This is a genomic window from Microbacterium sp. zg.B48 (assembly GCF_024623505.1).
Lineage (GTDB): Bacteria > Actinomycetota > Actinomycetes > Actinomycetales > Microbacteriaceae > Microbacterium.
On record NZ_JANJFE010000016.1, the window covers coordinates 1 to 15,917 of the forward strand.

Sequence of the window (15,917 nt, forward strand, 5' to 3'; positions counted from 1 at the left end):
TGGGTTCAAATCCCACCGTCACCGCCACGAAAATACCTGATCAGCGCTACTTTCGAGTAGCGCTGATCTGCGTTTGTGAACAGATTTGTGAACAGATTTCGTTCCTGGGTTGTTCACGCTTCGCTCTCCTGCGGACCGTTTCGATGAGGTTCGAACGGTCGTCCACCGCGGAAAGACGCGGATCTCGGGTCGGGACTGGCTCCGACCTACGGTGGGAATCTCGCCCACTGGAGGGTGACGGGGACACTAGATACCGCTTGCCTTGACGAGTCTTGTACGGCTGAACGCTATCCATCGTCTGTCGGCCTGCCTCGGGAGCACAACGTCAGCTCGCGCATGGGGGCCTCAGTTGACCGCTCGATCGGGTCGAGTGCGATGTCATCGACGCCCCCGCGTCCGAGCCGAACCGTGCGGACCCGTCGTCGGCAGGCAGAAAGAGCGCGACTGGCGGAGAGCGCGAGGCTCGAACTGAGTTCTTGGGGTTGACCTGGTCACCAGGATGTTGTTGTTCATCTGGGGCTTGACATTGTTCTGGGAACAGGGCCTCTACTGGGGCAGAAGTCGAGAGCTTCTCGATGTGACGACCTACACAGCAAAGGAACCCAGCCGTGAACCCGCGTAAGGAACTCTTAGGCAACCTTCAGGATCTCGTGAGGCCGGTGGGCGAGATCGTCCGATCCGTCGTGGCGATACTCACCCGCAGCCGACCGGGACTGGACGCGATCGGGGAGAGATCATGAAGCTCCTCGACGTGGCGCTAAGCGCCGCCATGCTGCTGTCCGCAATCATCTTCTTTGCCTACATCGGGTTGTACTTCTTCGACTTCGGTCTCTTTAAAATTCTCCCCCCGAGCATCGTCGGATTCTTCGTCCGCGTTGAGGCGCTGCAATACGTGGCGCTCGGCCTCTTCGTCGCGGCGCTGATCGCGAAGGTTCCCTTGCGCCGGGAAATCAAACGACAAGAAGCCGAAACGCAGATCTGACCAGTGGTAAACCGCGCAGGACGACCCTTCAACCGTCGGTGCCACATTCTGGCTGAAGGATCCCGTAGGGACTTGACCTTGTTGTGAGAACACGGTCTCTACTGACGACGTTCAAATCCCTCCGCCTCCGCTCACGGGCCGTTGGTGACGCCGGCGATGCTGGGGGCGTAGAACTGGGAGAACTCGAGGCCGGCGGCGTCGCAGCGAGCACTCGATCTTGCTCTCCGGCGGCTAATAGGGCGTGCCCACATCCTGCCCACAAGCGACGGCGCTCGGGGCCGAATGAACCGAGTCGGGCCAAGCTTCCACCCGGCCCAGAACGGCGTGATTCCGCGGTATCCGACCGATCGGGAACGAGCAGGATTCAACCTCTTTGGGTTCAAATCCCACCGTCACCGCCACGAAAATACCTGATCAGCGCTACTTTCGAGTAGCGCTGATCTGCGTTTGTGAACAGATTTGTGAACAGATTTCGTTCCTGGGTTGTTCACGCTTCGCTCTCCTGCGGACCGTTTCGATGAGGTTCGAACGGTCGTCCACCGCGGAAAGACGCGGATCTCGGGTCGGGACTGGCTCCGACCTACGGTGGGAATCTCGCCCACTGGAGGGTGACGGGGACACTAGATACCGCTTGCCTTGACGAGTCTTGTACGGCTGAACGCTATCCATCGTCTGTCGGCCTGCCTCGGGAGCACAACGTCAGCTCGCGCATGGGGGCCTCAGTTGACCGCTCGATCGGGTCGAGTGCGATGTCATCGACGCCCCCGCGTCCGAGCCGAACCGTGCGGACCCGTCGTCGGCAGGCAGAAAGAGCGCGACTGGCGGAGAGCGCGAGGCTCGAACTGAGTTCTTGGGGTTGACCTGGTCACCAGGATGTTGTTGTTCATCTGGGGCTTGACATTGTTCTGGGAACAGGGCCTCTACTGGGGCAGAAGTCGAGAGCTTCTCGATGTGACGACCTACACAGCAAAGGAACCCAGCCGTGAACCCGCGTAAGGAACTCTTAGGCAACCTTCAGGATCTCGTGAGGCCGGTGGGCGAGATCGTCCGATCCGTCGTGGCGATACTCACCCGCAGCCGACCGGGACTGGACGCGATCGGGGAGAGATCATGAAGCTCCTCGACGTGGCGCTAAGCGCCGCCATGCTGCTGTCCGCAATCATCTTCTTTGCCTACATCGGGTTGTACTTCTTCGACTTCGGTCTCTTTAAAATTCTCCCCCCGAGCATCGTCGGATTCTTCGTCCGCGTTGAGGCGCTGCAATACGTGGCGCTCGGCCTCTTCGTCGCGGCGCTGATCGCGAAGGTTCCCTTGCGCCGGGAAATCAAACGACAAGAAGCCGAAACGCAGATCTGACCAGTGGTAAACCGCGCAGGACGACCCTTCAACCGTCGGTGCCACATTCTGGCTGAAGGATCCCGTAGGGACTTGACCTTGTTGTGAGAACACGGTCTCTACTGACGACGTTCAAATCCCTCCGCCTCCGCTCACGGGCCGTTGGTGACGCCGGCGATGCTGGGGGCGTAGAACTGGGAGAACTCGAGGCCGGCGGCGTCGCAGCGAGCACTCGATCTTGCTCTCCGGCGGCTAATAGGGCGTGCCCACATCCTGCCCACAAGCGACGGCGCTCGGGGCCGAATGAACCGAGTCGGGCCAAGCTTCCACCCGGCCCAGAACGGCGTGATTCCGCGGTATCCGACCGATCGGGAACGAGCAGGATTCAACCTCTTTGGGTTCAAATCCCACCGTCACCGCCAGCGTCGAAGCCCCGCGAACCCGTGAAAACACAGGGATCGCGGGGCTTTCACTTTGCCCAGGGGAGGCGTCGATCGCTGGCATCAGCCGAGGGGGTTGACTCAGGGCTCACTCAACCAGGGCTACTGGACCCGGTCATCAACGGTAGAAATGCCGCATGCTCAACAGGATCGATCGTGCTGCCGGAGTCGGCCACGGCTCGGTCACGGTCGCGCCGCGCGGTGAGGTGATATCCCAGCGGGGTGGCTGCCCTATGGAACGGTTGGGCGCCTTCACTTTGCCGCGGGGGTGAACTTCTGGAGGAATGCGGTCAGTTTTGATTCGTAAGACTGCGGGTCGACATTCCAACTTTGGATGTGGCCCGCGTCCGGCACCGGGACGTACTGCGCGTCGGGGAGAGAGTCCGCGAACTGCTGGCTCTCGCTCGGCGGCACGAGCGGATCTGCGAGTCCTTGGAAGAGCAGGATCGGGAGCCGTTCGAAGGTCTCCGTCTGGTCCAGTTCGTTGAGCACCCCGAGGTCGATGCCGCCCCGCCGGCTCACCGCAAGCTGCACAAGGCCGCTGAAGGCCCCGAGGTGGAGGCGGTCGGCCTGGTGCTGAAGCACTCCGGACCAGTTGAGGACGGGCGCGTCGAGCACCATGCCGACGACTTGGTCCGCGTACTCGGACTGGTGCATGAACTGAGTCACGATGCTGCCGCCCATCGAGTCCCCGTACAGCACGAACTGCCTCGCTCCCTGCCCGACCGCATACTGCGCGGCGGCTTCCAGGTCGCGCCACTCCGTCTCACCGAGCGCGAAGAGCCCGTTCGGGCTGGGCGGTGACCCCGCGTCGTTCCGGTAGCTGATGATCAACGCGGGCAGGTCGGCATCCACGATCGTCGACAGCGGCCGCAGCGCGCTCTGACGGAGACCGTCGATCCCATGGACGAACAGCACCCAGGTCGATCCGGTCCCGTCGACCTGCCACGCGGGCATCACACCAAGCTCGCCTTCGATGTCGACGGTCGTAAACGGGATGCCCAGTGCCGCGGCGGGATCGGTGTTCCACACGTTCGGGTTGAGAAGCACCGTTGTGCCTACCGGCAGATCACCGACAATCCCCGAGATCGGCCGGGTGACCGTGGTGCCGGTCGAGGCGGAAACCGGACCGACGATCGCGGACCCGGACTGCGGGCCCGCCGCGGTGTCCCACACGAGCCCATACGTGCCAACCCGCTGGCCGGCGTCGGTCTTGGAAAGGGTGACCTCGCCATCGGTGACCGAGATCACCTCGCCTGCCGCCGTCGTCATGTCGTGGTGCGGGACCAAGAGCGCCTGCGCGCTGAGGAGGGGGATGACCACTGCGGAGGCGAGCGCGGCGATCGCGACCGAAGCACCGACAATCCAGGGCCAGCGACGCCGGCGATGTCTCGGCGCTGCGTGCTCGGGTTTGCCCAATCCAACCTCCAAGGCGACAGCGCTGCAGGGCATACCCCACAGGAAGACGCGACAGGGAAGCTGAAATCCTGCTTCCGCGAACCACCATACTGGGCGACCGTGCGGGGCGAGGGAAATGACCCTGGTCCGCAGACACCACGGAGCGCGATCGTCTGCGAGGTTCTCCCTCTCACTCGACCGAAACCGGAACCAACCTCATGGACCGGTCCCGCTGGCCGCCTGGATGTACGGGGATGCTGAGGGAACCTTCCTTGCTTGGCGGCACAGCGCACCTCCCAGGGACGCCCGTCATGGCCAGTCATCGGAGCAGTGCCGTGGCCGCCGCGCGTAGATGGAGTCGATTGACTCAAGCGGGCGCCGCGCCCGTGCGTCGACACTGCACCTGGGCGCCTCATCTGCGGATCCCGCGGCACACGAACAGTTTCAGGAAGAGGCAGACATGCCGGGCACACTTCACTTCGCGGTGAAGACCTCGTCTGGGGAGCCGGATCGGCCGACCGGAGTGGCCGCGCCCATGACACGTTCGTGTTCGGATGCGGATGCCGTGGCGGTCCACCCCGGCGCGACAGCGTTCACAGGGCTGCGGGCTGCGGGCTGCGGGCTGCGGGCGAATCGTGAACGTGTCATCGGTGTCAGGACCTGTCGACGCATACGGCGGCGACGTTGCGTACCACGCGGCGAAGGCCGGCATGGTCGGGCTGACGCGCGCGACCGCGATCGATACGGCCGTGGCTGGCATCAAGGTCAAGAAATTGGTCCAGACGGAGTCACGATGGCCACCCCTGCCCGGGATCCGCAGCTGCAATCTTGAACTGCCGTCGAGTACGCACAAGCTAAGCGATTGTGGCGGCAGCGCGATCCTTCCGGAGAGTTTGATGTCGACGGGCTCGGTTCAGTATCGCTCGCCCGACTGATGTCCTGGGATCCAAACGCACGCTTGCGCTTGACCTGGTGGCTGGCACACGGTTTTTGCTCGGTTCGTACAGCTGCACCACACTCACCCAGAGGATCAACTGCCCATGGCCACTGTCGCAACGAACATCGTCAAGACTCTCCGCGCCAACGGTATCGACCACGTCTACGGTCTTCCGGGTGACTCCCTAAACGGGTTCACCGACGCACTTCGTAAGGACGGCAGCGTCCGTTGGGTGCACGTGAGGCACGAGGAGTCTGCGGCCTTCGCGGCCGCGGCGGATGCAGCGCTCACAGGAGACCTCGCCGTGGTGGCGGGCTCGTGCGGGCCCGGGAACCTGCACCTGATCAATGGTCTCTATGACGCCAACCGCTCGCGGGTGCCGGTGCTCGCCGTCGCCGCTCATATCCCGACGAGCGAGATCGGCACCGGGTACTTCCAAGAGACGCACCCGCAGGAGCTTTTCCGCGAGTGCAGCGTCTACGTCGAGTACGTCGCCGATCCGAAGCAGATGCCGCGCCTGCTCGAGATCGCGATGCGTGCGGCGATCGAGCTGCGCGGAGTCGCGGTGCTGGTCATCCCTGGTGACATCGCCCTGTCGGAGGTCGCGGACGATCGCGCGGTGGTCATCGAGCGCACTCGTCCGGTGATCGTGCCGAGCGGCGGCGAGCTCGAGCGCGCGGCCACACTGCTGAACGCCGCGAAGAAGATCACGATCCTCGCCGGTGCCGGCGTTGAGGGAGCGCACGACGAGGTCATCGCCCTGGCCGACCGGCTCTGCGCGCCGATCGTGCACGCACTGCGCGGTAAGGAGTTCATCGAATACGACAATCCCTTCGATGTCGGTATGACGGGTCTTCTCGGGTTCGCATCCGGATACCGGGCCATGGAGTCGGCCGACACCCTTCTGGTGCTGGGTAGCGACTTCCCCTACGAGCAGTTCTACCCGGAGCAAGCGACGACGATCCAGGTCGACATCCGGGGCGCGCAGCTGGGGAAGCGGCATCCCCTCGATCTCGGACTCGTCGGTGACGTCCGCGCGACGGCCGAAGCCCTGCTGCCGCGGCTCGCTGAGAAGAGCGACCGAGAACACCTCGACGACGCGACCGCCCACTACCGCAAGACGAGGGCGAAGCTCGATGACCTCGCCACCCCGACCAAGGCGGGCCGGCCGATCCACCCGCAGTACCTCGCCAGACTGTTGAACGAGCAGGCGGCGGATGATGCGATCTTCACCGCGGACGTCGGCTCTCCCACGGTGTGGGCCGCCCGCTACTTCTCGATGACCGAGAACCGGCGCCTGATTGGATCGTTCACGCACGGATCCATGGCGAACGCCCTGTTGCACGGCATCGGTGCCCAGGTGTCACATCCTGACCGCCAAGTGATCGCCCTCGCGGGCGACGGCGGCCTGGCGATGATGCTGGGCGAGCTGCTGACACTTACGCAGAACCACCTCCCGGTCAAGACCATCGTGGTGAACAATTCGTCGCTGAACTTCGTAGAGCTGGAGATGAAGGCCGCTGGGTTCGTGACCTACGGCACCGAGCTCACGAACCCGAGTTTCGCCGCGATCGCTGAGGCCATGGGCATCTTCGCCCGCCGCGTCGAGAACAGCAAGGACCTGCCGGACGCCGTCCGCCAGGTGCTGGAGCACGACGGACCCGCACTGCTGGATGTCGTCACCGAACGCCAGGAGCTGTCCATGCCGCCGGCGATCGAAGCCGCGCAGGTCAGGGGCTTCGCGCTGTACGCGATCCGCACCGTCATGTCGGGTCGAGGCGACGAACTCCTCGATCTCGCACGCGCGAACTGGCGCCAATTCCTCTAGGAAAGCGGAGTGTCTGGGGGCATAGCGAGGACCTCAGGATCCACTGCCGAAGAGCAGTACCTCGAGGCGATCGCTCGAATTCGGGCGTCGGGGATGACGGGCAATCGCGCCCGCCCGCACCTCGCGTACGGGGAGTGGTTCCGCCGGGAAGGGCGGCGCCAAGATGCCCGGGGACAGCTGCGGGTCGCGCACGAGTTGCCGTCGACTATGGGCGCCGAGGCGTTCGCCGAACGCGCCGCCCGGGAGTTGCGCGCGACAGGCGAGTATCGGCGAACGCGCACCGCTTCGCCGGCGACCGCGCTCACTGACCACGAATTGCAGATCGCTCGACTGGTCGCGACGGGCGCGACATCCCGGGAGGTCGGTGTGCAGCTCTTCCTGAGTCCTCGGACGATCGAGGCTGACCTGCGCAACATCTTCCGCAAGCTCGGCGTCACCTCTCGGCGCCAACTCAGGGAGATGCGGCTCCCCTGAACCCCAGGTTCGGAGCGATTCATCTGTCAGTGTGCACGTGTCGACCCTGCGATCGGCTCGGGACGTCGGTCGCGGACGATCTTTGAAGGATCGCCGCGATCTCCGCTCGGGCACGCTGCAGCCGTTCGATGCTCAGGGACAGGTCGGCGACGATCTCCGCGAGCGCCTCTGGCGATGCGTCACCGCGTCCGCCGACATGCGCGATCTGTTCGAGCGGTACTCCGAGCGCCCGGAGGCGCCGAATCTGCAGCAGCCGCACAAGGTGGCCCACCTGATACTGCTTGTAACCGTTCGACATCCGGTCTGGCACGTCGAGGATCCCGACGCGGTGGTAATGGCGCACGGCGTTGACGGTGGTGCCGGCGAGATCCGCGACCTCCCGTGTGCTCCATCCCATGAGGCGGTCCCTTTTCATTCGGCGGACATGTCTGCGGTGCGTCCGCGCGTGAGAATCGGACCTCATTCAACGCCCTGTGCCGGGCACAGGGTCAAGCGATGCGGTGAGTATGCGGAACGCCACACCGCTTCCGCGTCCTCGATCACAGGGTGCACCGCGTCTCCGCCGGGGGCAACGCGAGCTTGATCAGGTAGTCGGCGAACCCGAGGGTGGCAGCGGCAGGCCAGGCCTCGCAGGCGTGGCGCGTGGTGCCGGCCTGGCATGTCTGACGAGCCGATACGGCGTCGAGAGGCCGGGAGCGCTTGACCCGGTTCCGGCAACACAGTGTCTGCTGACTCGTGTCGGCTGCCCCGCCGCCGCCCCGGAATCGAAAGGACCCGCATCATGGGCTACATCACCGTCGGAAGCGAGAACAGCGCCCCCATCGAGTTGTACTACGAAGACCAGGGAGCAGGCCGACCAGTCGTCCTGATCCACGGCTATCCGCTCAACGGGCACAGCTGGGAACGTCAGGCCCGCCGACTGCTCGCCCAGGGCTACCGTGTCATCACGTACGACCGCCGCGGCTTCGGCGGGTCGTCCAAGGTGACCACCGGCTACGATTACGACACTTTTGCGGCTGACCTCAACACCGTGCTCGAGACGCTCGACCTGCGCGACGTCGTGCTGGTCGGATTCTCGATGGGCACCGGGGAGCTCGCCCGCTACGTCGGCCGCTATGGACACGAGCGCGTCGCCAAGCTCGCCTTCCTCGCCTCGCTGCAACCCTTCCTCGTCCAGCGCGACGACAACCCCGAGGGTGTGCCTCAGGAGGTCTTCGACGGCATCGAGGCCGCTGCCCAGGCTGACCGCTTCGCCTGGTTCAGCGACTTCTTCGACAACTTCTACAACCTCGACGAAAACCTCGGCTCACTCATCAGCGAGCAGGCCGTGACCGCGAGCTGGAACGTCGCCGCCGGCAGCGCGCCGGTTGCCGCCCACGCGGTCGTCTCGTCGTGGATCGAGGACTTCCGCGGCGACGTCGAGGCCGTGCGTGCGGCGGGTAAGCCCACGCTCATCCTGCACGGCACGAAGGACGGCATCCTCCCGATCGACGCGACTGCCCGCCGCTTCCGCCTGGCAGTGCCGGCTGCCGACTATGTGGAGATCGAGGGGGCTCCGCACGGACTGCTGTGGACGCACGCGGACGAAGTCAACAGCGCGCTGACCGCCTTCCTCGCGAAGTGACCCCGGCGCTCGAGAAGTGACCGCGGCGCTCGAGAGGACGGACGTGTCGTGAATGCGCGGAGTAGGGCGTCTTCAACGAGCCTCGCAGCGCCCACTGCGCCGGGTAGGCCAGGAGATCCTGTCAGGGGGGGTGCGGTCTACGGCCTCATGATCCTCCTGGTTGTCTGGTTGCTGCCCACGGTCGCGGATCCCGCCGTCGCTGGAGTCGTCGGCCTGCTCGCATCGGGAGTGATGGGTCTGGTGGCTCTCGCCGTTGCGGTGCTGATCCGCATCCGTGGTCTTGCGGCGTTCGGCTTCCGCCGCGCCAGGCCGCGCCATATGGTGCTCGGTGCGGTGCCGGGCCCGGCTGCATACGTGCTGGGGGTGGTCGTCGTCGTCGTCTATATGGCGGTTGAATCCGTTCTTCTGCAGGGTGAACAGCGTGCGCTGACGTCGTTTGAGGTATGAGACGAAGTCGCAGGTGTCTCCGGTTCCTGGCCCCTTCGCGAACTCCTGGAGGATGCGCTCGCAGAACGCGGGAAAGTCGTCCGGAGATCGGCATCCGCACCCACGCGGATCAGCTGACGGTCTTCCTGACCCCACTCATGAGTGGGTTACGAGATGAAACCCGTCTAGGACCCGGGCCAGACCGCGACTCTAGACTCAGTTCAATGGTCAGCACCCGACACCTCAGCGACACGGCGCGAGCGAACTGGAGCTCCCTGCTGTCAGCGCTCATCGGCGTGGGGGGCGCGCTGGCCATCGCCGCGATCAACGGTGAGCTGGCCCGCATGGACCTGATCTCCCTGGGCATCAGCGTCTATCTGTTCAGCTGGCCGTCGTTCGCGGCGATCTACCTCGTCTGGACCCATGCTGCGTACGCGGCGCACAGCTCGTGGGAACTGGGCGTCCGTGCACAGCGGGAGAGCGAGTCCCGGCGTCACTGGTGGTCGACGCTCCTGGGCTACGGCGGCGCGTCCAGTTGGACACTGACGGCCGCCCTCGTCGCGGTGCTCGTGACCGTCATCATCGCCCAGAATCCCGCGTACCGCAGCGACCTGCTGTACGTCGCGCTGGGCCTGCTGTGCGTGGCCGCCTCGTGGGCGCTGATGGTGTACTCGTTCGCGCTGCAGTATCTGCGGCTGGAGGCGGGTGACCCCCAGGTGCAGCACGTCGACGTCGCGGTGGACGGGCACGCCCGGTTCGGTGATTATCTGACGCTGGCGGTGCTGGTCTCCACGATGGCGGCGACCGTCTCGGCGACAATCCGCACGCGCCCCGCCTGGTCGCTGGTGCGCACGAACGTCCTGTTCGCGTTCACGTTCAACTCGGTGATCGTGGCGATGGTGGTGTCGCTTCTGCTGGGGGGTCTGGTCGGCTGACCGGTGCCGTGTCGTCCCGTTCCGCCCGGAGATACTTCGGCGCCTGCACCCGCCAGGCCTCGGTCACCAGTTCGGTGAGATGATCCGGGTCGATGCCGCGCATTCGGAACGCCACCTTCGGCTCGCCCCACGTCGTGGTCGTGCGCAGGAACACCTCGGGAGCCATCTCGACCAGGGCGAGCGCGTCCAGCCGATCGGCCACTTTCACTCCGACCACCAGTTCGGCGGAGATCACGGCACGAATGTCCGGCGGGATGCTGGGCCATGGGTGGCACTCCCACGCGTAGAGCTTGCCGCGCACGAACCATGCCGTGCCCCCGGTCGTGTCGCGCTCCTCGGAGCCGGGAAGTGCGGATGCGATGCGTCGCAGGTCGTCGAGGTCCGCCACGAACCCGACCCTACGCCGCACCCACGACAGCAGTGCCGCCGGGTGGGGGTCGGCACGCGCCGCCGCCGGGTGGCTTCGGTACAGTGACCGGATGGCATCCGAGCCCTCGGCCGTCGACGCTGCCCGCATCGACGAGAAGCTCGTCAGGATGCTGGTGCGCGAGCAGTTCCCGCAGTGGGCGCAGCTTTCGCTCACGTTCGTCGAGCGCGGCGGCAACGACCACCGCATGTTCCGGCTCGGCGGGGACCTGGTGGTGCGGTTGCCCAGCGCACCCGGCTATGTGGCACAGGTGCAGAAGGAGCAGCAGTGGCTGCCGCGTCTTGCTCCGGCGGTACCGCTGCCGATCCCCCTCGTGCACGGCTCGGGCCGCCCGAGCCGGGACTTTCCCGCTCCCTGGTCGATCTACAGCTGGCTGGCCGGTGAGCCCGCCGCGCGCGTGAGCATCGACGATCCAGTGGGACTGGCCGCCGCGCTGGCCGAGTTCCTGGTCGCGCTCCGGCACGCCGACACGACGGGAGCACCCAGGCCGGGGCAGCACAGCGCCTTCCGCGGTGGTCCCCTTCAGCACTGGGACGACGAGATGGGAGATCTGTTCGCCCGCCTCCAGGGTGCGCAACGCGCGGACGCGCAGGCGCTCTGGCGCGATGCCCTGGACGCGCGATCCACCGGCGAGCCGGGCTGGGTGCACGGCGACGTGTCCCTCAACAACCTGCTCATGCGCGACGGCCACCTGGGCGCGGTGATCGATTTCGGATGCGCGGCGGTGGGTGATCCGGCGTGCGACACAGTCATCCTGTGGACCTTCTTCACCGGTGAAGCGCGCGCCGTGTTCCGGCGGGAACTGGCGGTGGACGACGCGACCTGGACGCGCGGGCAGGGCTGGGCGTTGTGGAAGGCGCTGATCATGCTCACCAACATCCCGGCGCAGCAGCGCGCCCTGGCCGACCACGTGCTGGACCAGCTGCTGAGAAGCAGATGAGAATCGTCGATCACTGACGGATGCCGCGGGGCGAAGGGAGGTCGCTATCGCGAAGGTTGCGCCCTGCGCTGGTGTCCGCCTACGCCACCCGCTTCGAATGCCGTCGCGCCGAACGTGCGCTCAGTAGTACTGCTTGGCGGCCGCCACCCGGATCGAGTCCTGCGTGATGTCGTGCCACCCGAGCGCGATCTCGGCTGCGGTGCCGGCCGGAGTTTCAGCGGCTTCGATGATCCGATCGCGGAGCAACTCGCCGTCTTCCCAGCCGGTGACGTCCAAAGCGATGACATCCAGGGATCGGCCGCGGCTTCGCTCAATGGTCGCATGCAGTCGCGTGGCGGCCTGACCAGCCGTGGACAAGCAGGTCCCCTCACGCAGCGCGCCCCCGTGCGTGTAGACGACGAACAGGTGATTCAGGCGTGGTTGGGCGGCGGCGTAATCGCCGAGCTCAGCGCATATCCGGCGGAGCCGCTTCTGCGCGGAACGGCGTGATGATTCGGCGGCGAGGTCAACGCTCCACACCATCGCCGTCGGTAACACCGATCCAGCGGCTTGGGCGACGGCCAGCGGAACGAGGACAGGAAGCTGGTCGCCTCGAACGATGATCTCTGCAGTCATGGCATTTCCTCTGGTCGGCGTCACGAACGAACGTGCCGACCAGACTTCCCGGCTCACCATGTCTGCGGACCGAACCGCAGACATCCATGACCCTACGTCATGTTCGCCGTGAGGAGCAGTTTTCGTCGCTGTGGGGTACTCGTCACTCAGGAGACCGAACGCTGCCGGCGAGTCGGCCGCGAAGTCAGCGCGATGGGGTCGGATGCGTTCGGGCGAATGCGCCGGGCCAGGTCGAGGAGCGCGGTGACCGGCGGGGATGTGTTCGATCGGAGGGAGGCCAAGCCGACCGTCCGCCGGATGGGCTGTGGCGGTGCTGCGACGTCGAGTCCAGTCGCCCGCGCTTCCAGGGCGAGAGTGCGGGGAACGACTGCGACTGCTCTGCCGAACCGGCTCACCGCCAGCTGCAGGTCGCACTCGGCGATATCCAGGTGGCCGGAGGGGTTCGCCCCCACCTGCATCCAGAGTTCGTTTCCGCGTTGCTTCGGGTATTCCCTGAGCGGCCGGTGAAGCATCGTGCGGCCGTCGAGCATCGGTTTGGTCGCGAGCGGGATCGAAGTGTCCACCGTCCCGGTGATGCCACCACCGGCGAATACTGCGTAGAACTCCTCATCGAGTACGGGAACGACCTTCAGCGTTGAGTGCAGGGGGAGCTCCACGACCGCGATGTCGTTTTCCCCGGACTCGACAGCGGCGGTCGCGGCTGAGGAACTGTCCGAGGGCACCACGCGGATCTCCACGTCGGGGAGGATCTCGTGGAATTGCGAGATGAGGAAGCCGAGAATTCCGCGGCTGAGGCTTGCGGTCCCCACGATCGACAGCGAACCGTGCAGACCGTCGCGGACTGACGTCAGCGCATCGCGAATCGAACTCGTTTCGCGCAGTGCACGTCGCGCCGGTCCGATCAGGGCGCGTCCAGCGTCGGTCAGCAAGACGCCGCGTTGGGTGCGGAGGAATAAGCGCGCGTCCAGCTCTCTCTCCAGCAGTGCGACCCGGCGGGTCAGAGCCGGTTGGGAGATGAACAGCGCCTGGGCCGCCGCAGAGAACGAACCATGCTCCTCTACCGCGATCACTGCTTCCAAACCGCGTAGGTCCATGCGCGCTTCATCCTTGATGTCGGTACTGCATTCGGATGGCCCACACCCTAATCCGGTCGACGCGCTGGGGGAACCGCCCGCGGTGCGGCCGGTTCCCCCAGAGCATCACCCGACGGCCTTGGCGGCGCTGACGATGAGCTGCGACACCTTGAGAGGCGCTCCGTACATCGCGAGATGAGGGGACTTGCCCTCGACGATCTTGCTCCCCGCCCGCTGCGCCATGAATCGCTGCGTCGCCGGCGGAATGACCTGATCGTCGGTGCCGACGAAGTACCAGCTGGGGATGCTCTTCCACCCCGGAACACCGGGGAACGGTGTGCCGAGGGCGCTCAGCGCGATGGGCGACTGATCGGCTGCGAGCACCCTCGTGACCACAGTGGGAAGGCTCGCGGCGAACAGCGCCTTGAAGCGGTCGGCCTTGATATAAGCGTCGTGATCTGGGTGCGGGGGGTCCTCCACCATCGGCGCGTGGGGGTAGTCCACGGCGTCGAAGTCAGCCGCCGGGTTGATGGCAGACCCTGGGTTCTGGATCGTGAGCGCGAGCGCGCTCTCCCCATCGTCTGGCGCGTAGGCATCGATGTAGACCAGTGCCTTGACGTTCGGCAGCCTGCCGGCTGCGCCGGTGATGACGACGCCACCGTAGGAATGTCCGACCAGGATCACCGGTTCAGGGTGCACCGTCGACACGTAGGACACGACGCTCGAAATGTCGTCCTCCACACCGCGCAGCGGGTTGGGCGCGTTGACGACGGTGTACCCCTGCGCCTGCAGAAGCGTGGTCACCGGGTCGAAGCTGGATGCTCCGGCCCAGGCGCCGTGCACCAGCACGATGGTGGGTTTCGCCGCGGGCTTCCCGGCCGCAACCGCGGTGGGCGCGTGGTCGGCGGAGGAAGCCGACGCGATCGCTGGTGCGGTGAGTGCGAGCGCGGCGGTGGTTGCGAGGGCCGCAATGATCATCAACGGCTTCCGGCGTCGGGTTCGCGAGCGCCGCTGGCCGTATTCGTCAGTATTCATCTGTGTTCCTTTGTGATCGGGCGGGGACGCTGCCCCGCTTCGGACTCCTGGCGGATTCTTCACATGATCCGCAGGAGGTTAAGGGCCGCCAGCGTGCCGCCTGGCACCTGCTGGAGCCTGGATCCCTCTGCAAGCCCACCCAGGTCCACGGTGGCGTAGCGAAGGTCCTCCAGAAATGCGCGGAACGCTTCCTTGGACGGCACGTCGTCGCCGCACACGAAGAGCACCCTTCGCAGTTGAGGAGCGGGGGAAGGATCCGAGGCCAGCACAGCCGCCGGAAGCGTGTTCAGCGCCTTCACGACATGGGCGGCGGGGGCGAGCTCGGCGATGCTCTCACTGGTGGACAGGACCCCTGGAAGCAGGGGAGGCACCCGCAGATGATTGGTCGAATCGACCAGCGTCCGCCCGCCCCAGTCACCGACGCCAGCCAACGCCCGCGACACGTCCTCTCCGGGAACGGCAAGGATCACGGTGTCGTGCTCAGCAGCGTCCAAAGCCGTGCCCGCCACGGCGCCGTGCCCGAGCCGATGGATGATGGCGCGCATGCTCTCCGGTCCCCGACTATTGCTCAGCACGACGCTGTGACCGGCCGCGATGACCCGCGAGGCGATCGCTTGCGCCAGATTCCCCGCACCGATGATTCCCAGCCTCATGGACGTGACATCTCCTGGGTGCCCTGCGCGAGGCCAGGTTCAGATCGCCGCGGCGGCGTCGATGATCACCTTCGCGACGTGCCGCGAGTGCGTCACCATCGCGAGATGCGGCGCCTTCTCCTCGGTGACGACTCCACCCGAGCGCGCGGCCATCGCCGTCTGCTGGGCGGAGGGAAGCACGCGATCCTCGGTGCCGATGAAGAAGTAGCTCGGAAGGGTCCGCCATGCGGGCTCACCGGAGAAAGGGGTGGCGAGGGCGGCCAGCGCCGCCGGGCTCTGGCTGGCGGCCAACACCGCCGCCTCGCGGGCAGGGATGCCGGCTGCGAACATCGCGTGGAACTTGTCGCGCTTGATGTAGCTGTCGTACTCGCCCTGAGCTGCGTCGGGCGAGGGGAGAACGAAGTCGAAGACGGTCGTCGGATCGGCGACGTTCAGCAGTGACCCCGGCAGCTCATTCGTCAGGCTGCTGGCGCTTTCGCCGTCGGCTGGCGCGAATGCGTCGACATAGACAAGGGCGCTCACGCGCGGCAGGGAAGTTGCGGCACCGGTGATCACCACGCCGCCGTAGGAATGGCCGACCAAAACGACCGGGCCGGTCGTCGCCTGCGCGACGAAGTCCGCAACCGCCTTTGTATCGTTCGGAACACCGCGGAGGGGGTTGGGTGCGTGGAGCACGGTGAGGCCGTGGTGCTGCAGATGGGCGGTGACCGCGGAGAAACTCGAGCCATCGGCCCAGGCTCCGTGGACGAGGACGACAGTGGGCTTGTCAAGTGAGATCATGGTGCGATCCTCGCC

Annotated in this window: 17 protein-coding genes; 9 read left to right on the top strand and 8 right to left on the bottom strand. The window is 65.9% G+C overall.

Annotated elements, in window-relative coordinates; all coding sequences use genetic code 11:
• Window positions 1-736: 736 nt before the first annotated feature.
• A complete protein-coding gene (locus NQ152_RS12065) occupies window positions 737-982 on the top strand; it encodes a hypothetical protein (RefSeq protein WP_257524148.1) in 246 nt (81 codons plus the stop codon).
• 1,110 nt (window positions 983-2,092) lie between these two features.
• Window positions 2,093-2,338 carry a hypothetical protein gene (locus tag NQ152_RS12070; RefSeq protein ID WP_257524148.1) on the top strand — a complete coding sequence of 82 codons (246 nt, stop codon included), beginning with the start codon at window positions 2,093-2,095 and terminating at the stop codon, window positions 2,336-2,338.
• Window positions 2,339-3,009: 671 nt separating this feature from the next.
• Here the strand turns inward: NQ152_RS12070 and NQ152_RS12075 are convergent.
• Window positions 3,010-4,080 carry a lysophospholipase gene (locus tag NQ152_RS12075; RefSeq protein WP_257524149.1) on the bottom strand — a complete coding sequence of 357 codons (1,071 nt, stop codon included), beginning with the start codon at window positions 4,078-4,080 and terminating at the stop codon, window positions 3,010-3,012.
• A gap of 635 nt (window positions 4,081-4,715) precedes the next feature.
• On the opposite strand from NQ152_RS12075, the gene NQ152_RS12080 reads away from it, so the two are divergent.
• The 3 genes from NQ152_RS12080 to NQ152_RS12090 all read left to right on the top strand — a co-directional run bounded on the left by NQ152_RS12080 (window position 4,716) and on the right by NQ152_RS12090 (window position 7,394).
• Window positions 4,716-5,090 (top strand): SDR family NAD(P)-dependent oxidoreductase, encoded by a 375-nt coding sequence (locus NQ152_RS12080; protein ID WP_257524150.1) that lies wholly within the window; start codon window positions 4,716-4,718, stop codon window positions 5,088-5,090.
• A gap of 105 nt (window positions 5,091-5,195) precedes the next feature.
• The gene (gene poxB, locus NQ152_RS12085; RefSeq protein WP_257524151.1) at window positions 5,196-6,920 is read left to right on the top strand and encodes a ubiquinone-dependent pyruvate dehydrogenase; all 1,725 of its coding nucleotides are present in this window, start codon (window positions 5,196-5,198) and stop codon (window positions 6,918-6,920) included.
• 207 nt (window positions 6,921-7,127) lie between these two features.
• The gene (locus NQ152_RS12090) at window positions 7,128-7,394 is read left to right on the top strand and encodes a response regulator transcription factor (RefSeq protein ID WP_257524152.1); all 267 of its coding nucleotides are present in this window, start codon (window positions 7,128-7,130) and stop codon (window positions 7,392-7,394) included.
• Between the two features lie 19 nt (window positions 7,395-7,413).
• Here NQ152_RS12090 and NQ152_RS12095 read toward each other — a convergent pair whose 3' ends face one another.
• On the bottom strand, window positions 7,414-7,791 hold the full coding sequence (locus tag NQ152_RS12095; protein ID WP_257504099.1) for a MerR family transcriptional regulator: 378 nt from the start codon (window positions 7,789-7,791) through the stop codon (window positions 7,414-7,416).
• A gap of 384 nt (window positions 7,792-8,175) precedes the next feature.
• Between NQ152_RS12095 and NQ152_RS12100 the strand changes: the two genes are divergently transcribed.
• From NQ152_RS12100 to NQ152_RS12110, 3 genes are all read left to right on the top strand, one after another.
• Entirely contained in the window at window positions 8,176-9,018 is an 843-nt protein-coding gene (locus tag NQ152_RS12100; RefSeq protein WP_257504100.1) for an alpha/beta fold hydrolase, read from the top strand.
• 147 nt (window positions 9,019-9,165) lie between these two features.
• Complete coding sequence (locus NQ152_RS12105; RefSeq protein ID WP_257524153.1) at window positions 9,166-9,465, top strand: hypothetical protein; 300 nt, start codon at window positions 9,166-9,168, stop codon at window positions 9,463-9,465.
• Window positions 9,466-9,668: 203 nt separating this feature from the next.
• The gene (locus tag NQ152_RS12110; RefSeq protein ID WP_257524154.1) at window positions 9,669-10,379 is read left to right on the top strand and encodes a DUF1345 domain-containing protein; all 711 of its coding nucleotides are present in this window, start codon (window positions 9,669-9,671) and stop codon (window positions 10,377-10,379) included.
• Here the strand turns inward: NQ152_RS12110 and NQ152_RS12115 are convergent.
• Window positions 10,321-10,767, bottom strand: a complete 447-nt coding sequence (locus NQ152_RS12115; protein ID WP_257503178.1) for an MmcQ/YjbR family DNA-binding protein — start codon at window positions 10,765-10,767, stop codon at window positions 10,321-10,323. The genes NQ152_RS12110 and NQ152_RS12115 overlap by 59 nt on opposite strands.
• 91 nt (window positions 10,768-10,858) lie before the next feature.
• Here NQ152_RS12115 and NQ152_RS12120 point away from each other — a divergent pair, with 91 nt between their 5' ends.
• Window positions 10,859-11,746 carry an aminoglycoside phosphotransferase family protein gene (locus tag NQ152_RS12120; protein ID WP_257524155.1) on the top strand — a complete coding sequence of 296 codons (888 nt, stop codon included), beginning with the start codon at window positions 10,859-10,861 and terminating at the stop codon, window positions 11,744-11,746.
• Window positions 11,747-11,866: 120 nt separating this feature from the next.
• On the opposite strand, the gene NQ152_RS12125 is transcribed toward NQ152_RS12120, so the two are convergent.
• The 5 genes from NQ152_RS12125 to NQ152_RS12145 all read right to left on the bottom strand — a co-directional run bounded on the left by NQ152_RS12125 (window position 11,867) and on the right by NQ152_RS12145 (window position 15,902).
• Window positions 11,867-12,361, bottom strand: coding sequence for a hypothetical protein (locus tag NQ152_RS12125; protein ID WP_257524156.1), 495 nt, complete (start codon window positions 12,359-12,361; stop codon window positions 11,867-11,869).
• Window positions 12,362-12,507: 146 nt separating this feature from the next.
• Entirely contained in the window at window positions 12,508-13,455 is a 948-nt protein-coding gene (locus tag NQ152_RS12130; protein WP_257524157.1) for a LysR family transcriptional regulator, read from the bottom strand.
• A gap of 105 nt (window positions 13,456-13,560) precedes the next feature.
• Window positions 13,561-14,469: an alpha/beta fold hydrolase gene (locus NQ152_RS12135; RefSeq protein WP_257524158.1), complete on the bottom strand. Its 909-nt coding sequence runs from the start codon at window positions 14,467-14,469 to the stop codon at window positions 13,561-13,563.
• A 59-nt stretch (window positions 14,470-14,528) separates the two neighbouring features.
• Complete coding sequence (locus tag NQ152_RS12140) at window positions 14,529-15,122, bottom strand: NADPH-dependent F420 reductase (protein ID WP_257524159.1); 594 nt, start codon at window positions 15,120-15,122, stop codon at window positions 14,529-14,531.
• A gap of 39 nt (window positions 15,123-15,161) precedes the next feature.
• Entirely contained in the window at window positions 15,162-15,902 is a 741-nt protein-coding gene (locus NQ152_RS12145) for an alpha/beta fold hydrolase (protein ID WP_257524160.1), read from the bottom strand.
• Window positions 15,903-15,917 lie beyond the last annotated feature (15 nt).